Raw genomic sequence first — 11,193 nt, forward strand, 5'->3', positions numbered from 1 at the left:
TATGTCTATGGAACTGACTTTTACCGAAATGTCCTGCGAGCACCTGGATGAGGTAATGGCCATTGAGCAGGCCTCTTTCCCTACCCCCTGGTCCCGCTATGCCTTTACCTATGAACTGTTGCAAAACGAGTTTGCCGTATATATCGTCGTTCTGGTGGGTCAAAAAGTGGTCGGCTATGCCGGGATGTGGCTCATTCTGGATGAGGCCCACGTAACCAATGTGGCCGTTCATCCCCAGTATCGCCGGCGTCATATCGGGCGAAAACTGATGCAGGAACTCATGCGCCGGGCGGTCACGCTGGGAGCCAGCCGTATGACCCTTGAGGTGCGTACCTCCAACCATGTAGCCCGGCGCCTTTACACCTCGCTGGGTTTTGTGGAACGGGGCCGCCGCCGGGGATACTACACCGATACCAACGAGGACGCCGTGATCATGTGGAAGGATCCCCTTGATGGATTTATAGGTCAGGAGGTGAGTATTGATGAATCCTAACGTACGTTTGCTGATTCGCCTGGCCGGTCTCGGCGTGGCCATGGTGGGGTTGCTGGCCAATTTGCCCGCGGGCTGGACCATTGGGCTGGTGGGCGCCGGTCTGGCCACTTTTTTACTGGCCGGGGGGCGGGGGTGAAGTTGCTAACAGTAACGGGTTGGTCAATCCGTTTTCTAAGATTGTGTAAAAAGAGTCTTGACAACGCTGGGAAAAGCGTGTTAATTTGTACTCAGTAAATACCCATACAGGTATCGGTACTTCCGTATACTGGTATAGGTAGAATAGTAAAGATTATCCCCAATTAAGGAGGAAGAGCTTTATGACCACTGCGGAGCTGAAAAACATCAAGGCCAGCAAAGTTGTGGACGCAAGGGGAGTTTCCTGCCCCGGACCGATTATGGCGGCCAAAAAGGCCATAGCAGATGTTAAGGTAGGAGAAATTATGGAGATTCTGGCTACTGACTCAGGATCCCAAAAAGATATTCCGGCCTGGGCTAAAAAGATGGGGCATGAATTTCTCGGTGTGATTGAAGAAGCCGGTTACTGGAAGCTCTACGTAAAGAGGATGAAGTAATATGCCCGGGCAGGCTAACACAGATAAAGATTTTTCCCCAAAGATCCTCGTCTTTTCCACAAACAACATTTCCGACCCGGGCATCGACCTCGCCGGCAGTTCCCACATGCACTACCCGCCTTCAGTTATGGTCATCAGCATGCCCTGCACCAGCGGCATCAAGCCCGAATGGATTCTATACGCGGTGGAAAAAGGTTTTGACGGCGTTTTCCTGGGCGCCGACGGGGAAGAGTGCGCCTATCTTCCGGATTGTGCGGAGAGGACGTCTGGTATCGTGGAAAAGGCTCAGGAGCTTCTCGGCCGGAAGGGGTTTGAGCCCCAAAGGGTGAGAATGTCGGCCATTTGCTCGGTTTGCGCCGGGCCGTTCGCCAGTCATATGAAAGAATTTTCCGAGGCACTGAAGAAACTCGGACCCGCCAGGAAGGGATAAAGTATGAACTACGATGTTCTCGTGCTTGGCAGTGGAATTGGGGGTATGGAGTCAGCCCTCAAACTGGGGGACATGGGTTACAAGGTCCTGCTGGTGGAAAAGGAAGCCAGTGTGGGCGGCAAAATGATTTTGTTGAGCAAGGTATTCCCAACCCTTGATTGTGCCAGTTGCATATCCACGCCTAAAATGGCCGCCACAGTACATCACCCCAATATTGAGGTAATGATTTACTCCGAAGTGGAGGAGATCAGGAAGCTGCCAAACGGTAAGTTCAGCGTGAAAGTCCGCCAAAAGCCCACCTTTGTTAAACAGACCCTCTGCACCGGCTGCCGTCAATGTGAGATGACCTGCAGCGTGGCGGTTCCGGATCAATTCAACTTCGATATGGTGGCCAGGAGGGCTGCTTACATCCCCTTCCCGCAGGCTGTCCCTAAAAAAGCCGTTATTGAGCGGGAAGGCACATCCCCCTGTTCATTCACCTGCCCGGCGGGCATCAAAGCCCATGGTTACATCGCCCTGGTCAGGAGCGGGAAATTCCGGGAAGCCTTTGACCTGGTCCTGGAAAACACACCTCTGGTGGGCAGCCTGGGCAGGGCCTGCTATGCCCCCTGCGAAGGCGAGTGTACCCGGGGTAGTCTTGAAGGGCCCCTGCCCATCAGGAGAATTAAACGTTTTATCGCCGACCGCTATTACCAGGAACATACCGGGCCCCAGTATACTCCTCCGGAGGAAGTTAAGGACAAAAAAGTCGCCGTGGTGGGAGCGGGGCCGGCAGGCCTTACCGCTGCCTTCTTCCTGGCCGGGAAAGGCTACCGGGTGACCATTTTTGAGGCCGGGTCGCAGCCCGGCGGCATGCTGCGTACGGCCATACCTTCCTTCAGGCTCCCCAAAGATGTGGTGGACAGGGATATAAAAAATGTCACGGCCCTGGGCGTGGAAATCAAGACCGGGGTGAAGGTGGAAAACCTGGAAGAGCTGAAAAAAAGCGGTTTTGACGCCATATTCGTGGCCACCGGTGCGACGCGCCCTAAAAAAATGGGGATTGAGGGCGAAGAACTGGACGGTGTCGTCAACTCCCTGGATTTCCTGCAGCAGGTGAATCTGGGTCGTAAAATCTCCTTCGAGGACAAAACGGTCGTCGTGGTGGGTGGCGGTAATGTGGCCATAGATGCCGCCAGGGTGGCCGTGAGGCTGGGCGCTAAAAGGGTGATCGTGCAGTACCGGAGAACGAGGGCTGAGATGCCCGCCCATGACCGGGAAATAACGGCCGCGGAACGGGAAGGGGTGGAGTTTCAGTACTTAAGCGTGCCCCAAAAGTTTACCGGCCGGGATGGGAAACTCATTGCAGTTGAAAGTATCAAAATGGAACTGGGTGAACCGGACGCCGGCGGGAGGAGAAAGCCGAGACCGGTCGAAGGCTCCGCGTACAAAGTGGCGGCTGACATGGTGATAACTGCCGTGGGGCTTGAGCCCGAGACAGAGGCTTTTCAAAAGCTGTTGCCAATTAACGACAATCATACCATCAGCGTTGATCCGGAAACCTTGCAGACCACGGTGCCTTACGTTTTTGCCGGGGGAGACGTAGTTACCGGGCCCTCCATGATTGTAAGCGCCGTCGCACAGGGCAGGCGGGCGGCTTTCTTCATTGACCGCTATTTAAAAGGGGAGGAGCTTAAAGGAGCAGATTTTGATTACCGGACACCGGTTGTGAACAAGGAGAAGGTTTTGGTTCGGCAGCAAAGCTACCGGACCCTTCCCCCGGTGGGAAGTGGCGAAATCCTGCACGAAAAACCACGCGGTTTTGCGGAAGCAGAACTTCCCCTGACTGAAGAAGAAGCGCGGTATAGCGCCGGAAGGTGCCTTGACTGCGGGATATGTTCTGAGTGTCGCCAGTGTGTGGTCACCTGCCCGGCCGGCGCTGTTGACCTGTCCATGAGGGAAGAGAAAAAGGAGTTTTTGGTCAACGCCGTGATCATCTCCACCGGATTTCAACTTTTCCCCGCCCAGCAAAAGCCGCAATACGGCTACGGGAAATTTAAAAATGTCATCACGGGCATGCAGATGGACCGGTTGCTGGCTCCCACCAGACCGTACAACGGTGTGTTGAGACCCTCCGACGGCAAGGTTCCCGAGAGCATAGCCTTTGTCCTCTGTACGGGGTCAAGGGACCAGTCCGTGAACAACCCCCTGTGTTCCAGGGTATGCTGCATGTATTCGGTCAAGCACAGCCAGCTCATTATGGGTGCGCTGCCTCTTGCGGACGTGACGGTTTATTACATCGATGTGCGGGCTTTCGGCAAAGGGTATGAGGAGTTTTACGACCAGGCAAGGGCCATGGGCGCCAATTTTGTAAAGGGGAGAATTGCCAGGATCGAGGAAAAGGAAGACAGCAATCTCATCCTTTATTATGAAGACATTGATAACGGCGGCAAGCTGGCCCGGGCGGAACACGACCTGGTGGTTTTAGCGGTAGGACTTCTCCCCAATCCCCAGGTACAAAATCTGTTTGCTGCCGGGGAGTTGGAATTAGATGAGTACCTTTTCGTCAAGGAAGTGGATGAGGATCTGAACCCAGGCAAAACAAGTATCGAGGGGGTATTTGTGGCCGGGACTGCTTCCGGTGCACGGGACATACCCGACTCCATATTGCACGCCGGGGCCGCTGCAGCTCAGGCAGCAGCCTATGCGGAAAGGGTAAGGGTGAGAAGATGAGCAACCGGAGAATAGGCGTGTACATTTGCCGTTGCGGCGGACACATTTCCGATTACGTGGATGTGGACAGGGTGGTCAAGGCCGTTCGTGACGAGCCGGGAGTGGTGGTGGCCAGGGAGGCCGTGTTCACCTGTTCCGATGCCACCCAGCAGGAAATGATCCAGGATATTAAGGAGCAAAATTTAGACGGGCTGGTGGTGGCATCCTGTTCGCCCAAATTGCACCTTTACACCTTCAGGGACGTGGCGAAAAGGGCGGGGCTCAACCCGTACCAGTATACCCAGGTAAATATCAGGGAGCAGTGCTCCTGGGCCCATACCGATGATAGGGAAGGAGCCACTGCCAAGGCCATCAGGCTGGTAAGGGCGGGTATTGCCAGAACCAGATTAACCGAACCGCTTCAGCCCATTAAAATCGATACGGTTCCCGGGGTGTTGATTGTTGGCGCGGGGATAGCGGGGCTGCGGGCGGCCATCGGGCTGGCGGACATCGGTATCTCCGTTTATCTGGTGGAGCGGGCGGCTGGGTGGCCCGGCTGGGCAAGATGTATCCCCATGGGAAGAAGGGCAGGGAGTTAATTGACCGGCTAATTTACGAGATTAAAAAGAGGGAAAACATCACCCTTTTCACCAATTCCGAGCTGGTGGAGAAATCGGGGAACATCGGGGACTTCCACGTGAAGATAAGGGTCAAGGAGCCTGCGGAAAGCGAAATTGGTGTGCGGGTTGGAGCAATCATTGTGGCCACCGGTTTTGATCCTTACCAACCACGGGAAGGTGAATACGGTTACGGGCTGGAGGGCGTAATGACCCTTCCCGCATTCCGGGAGTTGCTGGATAGTTCCGGCGGCAGTCTGATTTACAACGGCAGGGAAATAAAGGATGTGGTCTACATCTATTGCGTGGGAAGCAGGCAGATGGCGGACCTGGAAAACGCCAACCGTTATTGCTCCCGTTACTGCTGTAATGCAACCATTCACGCTGCCAACCTGGCCTTTGAAAAGAACCCCGGAATCCGTCAATTTCATCTTTTCCGGGACATACGCACCTACGGCAAGTTTGAGTTGCTCTACCAGGAGGCCTTAAAGCGGGGGACCACTTTTCTTAAGTTCGATGAGAACGAACCTCCCAGGATTGAACAGGGTGAGAACGGGAAATTAAAAGTAACCGTGAAGGATTTGCTCACCTTTGGGGAAGAGTTTGAGATCCGGGCCGACGTTGTGGTTCTGGCCACCGGCATGGTTCCCCAAAAGAACGGCAAGCTGGTGGATACCTTGAAGCTGCCCGTGGGGAGGGACGGGTTTTTCAACGAGATACACCCTAAACTGCGTCCGGTGGAAACGGTGGTGGACGGTATATTCATCTGCGGCGCCTGCCAGGGGCCCAAGAATTCTTCCGAAAGCGTAGCCTCCGCCCTGGCGGCGGTTGCCCAGAGCGCTTCCCTTCTCAAAAAAGGTTACGTGGAACTTGATCCTCTCGTTGCTACCGTGGATCCCCAACTGTGTACCTGGTGCGGGGTGTGTGTGCAGGCCTGCCCTTACTCCGCTATTGAACAGGAGCGCTGTCAGGACAGGGAAGTAGTCCGGGTAAACGAGGCGGTGTGCAAGGGCTGCGGCGGCTGCGTTCCAATTTGCCCCCGGGATGCCCTCAATCTCAGGGGCTATACCGGTGAACAGATCAAATCCATGATTGATGGCCTGGTAAAGGAGATATGCTGATGAACGGCAGGGTGAGAGACGTCAGGGAAGTGGTCAGGGAAGAGATGTTGATGAGGGATAAGATCTTGGATGTCCTGAAGGACGGCCCTAAAACCGTTCCGGAGATAGCACAGGCCGTGGGTTATCCCTGCCACGAAGTCATGTTCTGGGTCATGGGTATGCGCAAGTACGGCCATTTATGCGAGGACGAGTTAACTGACGAAGGCTATTACAGGTACAGGGCGGTAATCAAGGAGGATAGCTGATGGCACTGGTGAATCCCGGCTTTGTTGAAGAGGTCAGGAGGTCTGACCGGTTTAATGCCTCTGCCTGTATGAACTGCGGGGTATGCAGTGCGGTATGCCCCATGGGCATTGAACTCCTCCCCCGGAAGTTGTTTCGCTACGTGTTGTTGGGTGTAAAAGACAGGGTGCTGGAGCATGGGGAGGCAATTTATTCCTGCCTTTTATGTAAGCTGTGTGAAGTTAATTGCCCGGCACAGGTGCAGATAGCGGAAAATGTGCGTTCTCTCCGTTACTACATGAACAAGAAAGTCTTTAAAATTTAAGGAGAATGGGAATATGCCATTACCGATTGGCGATACCGTGGGCATTCTGGCGGATAACCTACGGATTAGAAAATCCGTGCTGCCCGTTTCGGCTAAAAGTGCCGTCGCGTGGGCAAGGGGCCTGGGGCTGGCCAGGGGCGGGGAAACCATCCTCTATACCGGCAGGATGTATCAGCTCATGCCCTACATCGAGGCCCTGAACAAGGTCCAGGAAAAGATTGAGGATTCATGGATTGCCGAATATGTAAAGTTTGGAAGGGTCATCAACAGGTTGATCAACATATCCGCTCTGATGGCCTTACCGTCCAAAAGCATGCGGGAATCCTGCGTCAAAATACTGGTCAATATCGCCCGGCTTTTAGGGCGGGCGGGAGTCAACTTTGGCTATCTATATGAAGAAGACCTGTACTCGGGAGCGCTTATCTATGACCTGGGAGTGGACGATATCCTGGAGGCGCACGCCCGTAGAGTAATGGATGTTTTTAAAAAATACCGGGTTAAAAAGGTCATCACCGTTGATCCCCACACTACCCATATGCTTCGTTCCGTGTGCCCTAACCTGATCAAAGGATATGACCTGCGGGTAAAAAGCTACCTGGAAGTGCTGGCGGAGCGGGAGCTGAGGCCCCAAAAGGAGCTTCGCCTAGAAACAGCCATCCACGACTCATGCCTGTATGCCAGGCACGAGAACGTGCTTCGGGAGCAGAGAATTTTGCTGGAGAAAGCGGGTATTGACGTAAGGGAACCTGCGGAGTCCGGAAAGTTCACCTTTTGCTGCGGCGGGCCTGCCGAGTCCCTGTTCCCCAGGAAGGCAAAAGAATATGCTAAAAAAAGGGTGGATCAAATCAAGAAGGTTTCCTTCAGGGCGGTGACCATGTGCCCGATCTGCCTGGTGAATTTGCAAAAGGCCGCCGGTGGAGAAATACAGCTGGAGGACATATCCAGCTACCTGGTACAGGCCTACTGCGGGGGATAGTATGAAGGTCGGTCCCACATCTTTTGTCCTCAACTTGCGGGTTAACTAAAATAAGGCACGGGGGTGCAGGCACATGAAAAAAACCATCATCGTCTTCAGCGGTGATCTTGACCGGGTTATAGCTGCCTTTATCATAGCCAATGGCGCTGCCGCCATGGGTGACGAGGTGACCATGTTTTTCACCTTCTGGGGATTGAGCACCCTGAGAAGGCCGGAGAAGGTTAAGGTAAAAAAGAGTTTTTTGCAGGCGCTGTTCGGCTGGATGATGCCCAGAGGTGCCGACAGGCTGGGGATATCAAAAATGAATTTCGGCGGCCTGGGTGCGAAGATGATGAAAATCGTCATGAAGCAGCAAAATGTTACCCCCCTTGCGGAGCTTATTGAATCCGCCAGGGAGCAGGGTATAAAAATGATTGCCTGTACCATGTCCATGGACGTGATGGGCATTAGAAAAGAAGAACTCATCGACGGCCTGGAGTTTGCCGGGGTGGCCACCTACTTGGCCGAAGCCGACGAGGCTAATGTAAACCTTTTTATATAGCCTTTGGAAGACCTGTGCAAAAAGGCCAGGTCTTCAAATTTTAACCTGTTTTCGGTAGAGCCGCTAGAGGCTTGAAAGGCGGCGCTGCGGTAAAATTTTTTGTAGGGGTATCTCCTGAATATTGACACGAGCTACGCTCGTAAAGAATTTACCCCGGCCCACCCATGGGTTATAATAATGGCAGGCTCTTTTGCGTGTGCTCCTCTGCATCTCTTGGAGGTTTGTTGCATGGGCTTATATAATGACGTGACGGAATTAATCGGTTCAACGCCCCTGGTTCGTTTGCGAAAGATGGCTTCCGGTATGCCTGCCGTTGTTTTGGCCAAGCTGGAGTACTTTAATCCCGGCGGAAGTGTTAAAGACCGGGTAGCTTACAGCATGATCCGTGAGGCGGAGGAAAAAGGGTTAATCACTAAGGACACCTTGATCATCGAGCCCACCAGCGGAAATACCGGCATTGGCCTGGCTATGGTTTGCGCGGCCCGGGGTTACCGGTTGGTGCTGACCATGCCTGAAACCATGAGCCTGGAACGGCGCAGGCTTCTCGCCGCTTACGGGGCCGAAGTGGTCCTTACCCCCGGGAACGAGGGCATGGCCGGGGCCGTGCGCAAAGCCCAAGAGCTGGCGGCCTCTCACCCCAATGCTTTTATGCCGCAGCAATTTGCCAACCCGGCCAACCCGGCCGCCCACCGGGCTACCACTGCCGAAGAAATATGGCGGGATACCGGGGGAGAAGTGGATTTCTTTGTGGCCGGCGTTGGTACAGGGGGAACTATTACCGGGGTGGCCTCTCTTTTGAAAGCCCGCCGTCCCTCCCTGAGGGCGGTGGCGGTGGAACCGGCCGCCTCACCGGTGCTTTCCGGCGGGAAGCCCGGCCCCCACAAAATTCAGGGCATTGGTGCCGGTTTTGTACCAGAAGTGATTGATATGTCTTTGCTGGACGAGATTATAAAGGTGACCGATGAAGATGCGCTGAATACCGCCCGTTGCCTGGCCCGGGAAGAGGGTCTGCTGGTGGGCATATCTTCGGGAGCGGCCGTTTGGGCGGCTCTACAGGTGGCCCGCCGGTCGGAAAACCAGGGTAAGAACGTGGTGGTTCTGCTCCCGGATACCGGGGAGCGTTACCTGTCCACGGAGTTGTTTGGTTGACAAGAGCACACAGGGGATACGACCGATGAACATGCCCACAAAGGCGTCCTGCCCGCTCCAACAGAGTTCAGGTTTGTTAACCACCGGCCTGGAGCACCCATTTGTCAACCCCTACCTGGCCATCCTGGTGGGGGTGGTGGGAGCTGCATTTTCTTCCATCTTTACCAAACTAGCCGCAGCTCCCCCCCTGGTCATAGCTTTCTACCGGTTGGGGTTTACCGTGCTCATGATTGCTCCCATTGCCCTGACCAGGGGATGGCGAAAGTTGCGCTCCATGGGCCGGCGGGATATCATGCTGGCCTGTCTTTCCGGCGTACTGCTGGCATTGCATTTCACCGCCTGGATTACTTCCCTCGAGTACACATCCATTGCCAGTTCCACTGTGCTGGTTACCATGCAACCCCTATTTGCAGTGTTGGGGGGCTACCTGATTTTTAAAGAAAAAATTGGCCGCCCGGGGCTTATAGGAGCTGCCCTCGCTTTAACCGGCAGTACTATTGTAGGTGTGGGCGATTTTCAAATCGGGGGGCAGGCTTTTTGGGGAGATATCCTGGCTTTTGCCGGGGCCGTTTTTGTTGCCGGTTATGTTTTAATCGGGCGCGGTTTACGGCACCGCCTGTCATTATTCCCCTACATCTTTGTTGTTTACGGGGCCAGTGCCGTAACTTTGTTCCTCGGTGCGCTGCTTGCGGGGATGCCCTTTTTCCCTTACCCTCCGTCGACATGGCTCTTGTTTTTTCTCCTGGCCCTGGTGCCCACCATCTTCGGTCATACCATTTTTAACTGGGCCCTGCGTTATGTCAAGGCTGCTGTGGTGTCGGTGAGCATGTTAGGTGAGCCGGTGGGGGCAACCATTCTGGCTTATGTCATCTTTCACCAGGTGCCATCAGCCTTGCAGCTTATAGGCGGGGTAATTATCATTACAGGACTGGCCATTTTTATCCGGGCGGCAGCAGAAAAATAGATTATTCTATTTTGCGGCTGTGGGGGGCGTTCTGTGAATGGGCTTCATTTATTATCCACCAAAGCGGGCTGGGTTGGTACTGCCTGGGGTAAGCAGGGGCTGCTGGTCCTGACATTTCCCCGTCCAAGCCGGGAGGAAGCCCTGACTGCCCTGCAGGATGAACCAATGCCTGTAAGAATTAATGAAACCAGCGAGCCTGCCGTAAAAAGGTGGCCTCTGATCCTGGAAGAAAGGCTGAACCATTACTTCCAGGGCCGGCCGGTTTCCTTTGCGGATATTCCCGTGGATCTTTCCTGGTGCACCCCTTTTGTGGCCCGGGTGCTGGATTTTGTACGGCGCATCGGGTACGGTGAATTATGGTCATATCAACAGGTGGCGGCAGCCGTCGGGAATCCCCGGGCCGCCCGGGCCGTGGGCGGGGCTTTGGGGGCCAACCGGGTTCCTCTGGTCATTCCCTGCCACCGGGTAATCCGCCAGGATGGATCACCCGGCGGTTTTAGCGGCGGCCTGCCCTTAAAACTGCAGCTATTGCAACTCGAAGGCATACGACCCGGCCCCACCGGGCGATACCAATTGACAAATGGCCCTACATGCGTTAATATAAGTAATGCGCCGGTTAGTCAAGTGAGACAACAGAAAAGTGCTGGTGTGGCTCAGGGGTAGAGCAGCGCACTCGTAATGCGCAGGTCGTCGGTTCGAATCCGACCACCAGCTCCAAAAAAGCTAGACGCCGCAAGGATTTGCGGCGTTTATTGTTTCTGGCGAAACCGGCGAAATTAGCGAAATAGGGATAATTTGGGGATAGTTCACTTTGAAATGACTGGAGGTCATGGTGTGGTAAAACTTGACATTAAGTAGAATCGTGTTGTATTACATTGTCTTGTTTCTTTCGGAAAGGAAAATAAAATATAAATATCGTATATTAACTTTTGGGTGCAGGGTAAGCGTCAAATACAACCCACCTTGGCATAATACCCAAGTTTAAGGGATAATCTTCCTCAGATAAAAGCTCGATGAGGAGGATTTTTTCTTATGACCAAAGCCGAACGGGAAGCGCTATGGGAAACCCGAATAGCCGAATACAAGATGAGT

At 54.1% G+C, this 11,193-nt stretch carries 14 protein-coding genes and 1 tRNA gene; all 15 read left to right on the forward strand.

Features of this window, described 5'->3' with window-relative positions; all coding sequences use genetic code 11:
- Position 1: 1 nt before the first annotated feature.
- Positions 2 to 493 (forward strand): ribosomal protein S18-alanine N-acetyltransferase, encoded by a 492-nt coding sequence (gene rimI / locus BUA65_RS13065; RefSeq protein WP_084062410.1) that lies wholly within the window; start codon positions 2 to 4, stop codon positions 491 to 493.
- On the forward strand, positions 483 to 629 hold the full coding sequence (locus BUA65_RS18340) for a hypothetical protein (protein ID WP_165613257.1): 147 nt from the start codon (positions 483 to 485) through the stop codon (positions 627 to 629). Before rimI ends, BUA65_RS18340 begins: the two co-directional genes overlap by 11 nt.
- 181 nt (positions 630 to 810) lie before the next feature.
- Positions 811 to 1,065 (forward strand): sulfurtransferase TusA family protein, encoded by a 255-nt coding sequence (locus BUA65_RS13070; protein ID WP_072870296.1) that lies wholly within the window; start codon positions 811 to 813, stop codon positions 1,063 to 1,065.
- A gap of 1 nt (position 1,066) precedes the next feature.
- Positions 1,067 to 1,495, forward strand: coding sequence for a hydrogenase iron-sulfur subunit (locus BUA65_RS13075; protein ID WP_072870298.1), 429 nt, complete (start codon positions 1,067 to 1,069; stop codon positions 1,493 to 1,495).
- Between the two features lie 3 nt (positions 1,496 to 1,498).
- Positions 1,499 to 4,207, forward strand: coding sequence for an FAD-dependent oxidoreductase (locus BUA65_RS13080; protein ID WP_072870300.1), 2,709 nt, complete (start codon positions 1,499 to 1,501; stop codon positions 4,205 to 4,207).
- A complete protein-coding gene (locus tag BUA65_RS18880; protein WP_242656330.1) occupies positions 4,204 to 4,785 on the forward strand; it encodes an FAD-binding protein in 582 nt (193 codons plus the stop codon). Before BUA65_RS13080 ends, BUA65_RS18880 begins: the two co-directional genes overlap by 4 nt.
- Positions 4,734 to 5,924, forward strand: a complete 1,191-nt coding sequence (locus BUA65_RS13085; RefSeq protein ID WP_242656331.1) for a CoB--CoM heterodisulfide reductase iron-sulfur subunit A family protein — start codon at positions 4,734 to 4,736, stop codon at positions 5,922 to 5,924. The genes BUA65_RS18880 and BUA65_RS13085 overlap by 52 nt, the downstream gene beginning before the upstream one ends.
- The gene (locus BUA65_RS13090; protein WP_072870302.1) at positions 5,924 to 6,169 is read left to right on the forward strand and encodes a helix-turn-helix domain-containing protein; all 246 of its coding nucleotides are present in this window, start codon (positions 5,924 to 5,926) and stop codon (positions 6,167 to 6,169) included. The genes BUA65_RS13085 and BUA65_RS13090 overlap by 1 nt, the downstream gene beginning before the upstream one ends.
- Positions 6,169 to 6,471, forward strand: a complete 303-nt coding sequence (locus BUA65_RS13095) for a 4Fe-4S dicluster domain-containing protein (RefSeq protein WP_072870303.1) — start codon at positions 6,169 to 6,171, stop codon at positions 6,469 to 6,471. Before BUA65_RS13090 ends, BUA65_RS13095 begins: the two co-directional genes overlap by 1 nt.
- 13 nt (positions 6,472 to 6,484) lie before the next feature.
- Complete coding sequence (locus BUA65_RS13100) at positions 6,485 to 7,447, forward strand: heterodisulfide reductase-related iron-sulfur binding cluster (RefSeq protein WP_072870305.1); 963 nt, start codon at positions 6,485 to 6,487, stop codon at positions 7,445 to 7,447.
- 73 nt (positions 7,448 to 7,520) lie between these two features.
- Positions 7,521 to 7,988 carry a DsrE/DsrF/DrsH-like family protein gene (locus BUA65_RS13105; RefSeq protein ID WP_072870307.1) on the forward strand — a complete coding sequence of 156 codons (468 nt, stop codon included), beginning with the start codon at positions 7,521 to 7,523 and terminating at the stop codon, positions 7,986 to 7,988.
- Between the two features lie 228 nt (positions 7,989 to 8,216).
- Positions 8,217 to 9,137, forward strand: coding sequence for a cysteine synthase A (cysK, locus tag BUA65_RS13110; protein WP_072870308.1), 921 nt, complete (start codon positions 8,217 to 8,219; stop codon positions 9,135 to 9,137).
- 31 nt (positions 9,138 to 9,168) lie between these two features.
- Complete coding sequence (locus BUA65_RS13115; protein WP_084062413.1) at positions 9,169 to 10,101, forward strand: DMT family transporter; 933 nt, start codon at positions 9,169 to 9,171, stop codon at positions 10,099 to 10,101.
- Between the two features lie 33 nt (positions 10,102 to 10,134).
- Complete coding sequence (locus BUA65_RS13120; RefSeq protein ID WP_072870309.1) at positions 10,135 to 10,764, forward strand: methylated-DNA--[protein]-cysteine S-methyltransferase; 630 nt, start codon at positions 10,135 to 10,137, stop codon at positions 10,762 to 10,764.
- Positions 10,744 to 10,818: transfer RNA gene (locus tag BUA65_RS13125), tRNA-Thr, on the forward strand. The genes BUA65_RS13120 and BUA65_RS13125 overlap by 21 nt, the downstream gene beginning before the upstream one ends.
- Positions 10,819 to 11,193: the final 375 nt, after the last annotated feature.

The sequence above is a fragment of the Desulfofundulus thermosubterraneus DSM 16057 genome, assembly GCF_900142025.1.
GTDB classification, from domain to species: domain Bacteria; phylum Bacillota; class Desulfotomaculia; order Desulfotomaculales; family Desulfovirgulaceae; genus Desulfofundulus; species Desulfofundulus thermosubterraneus.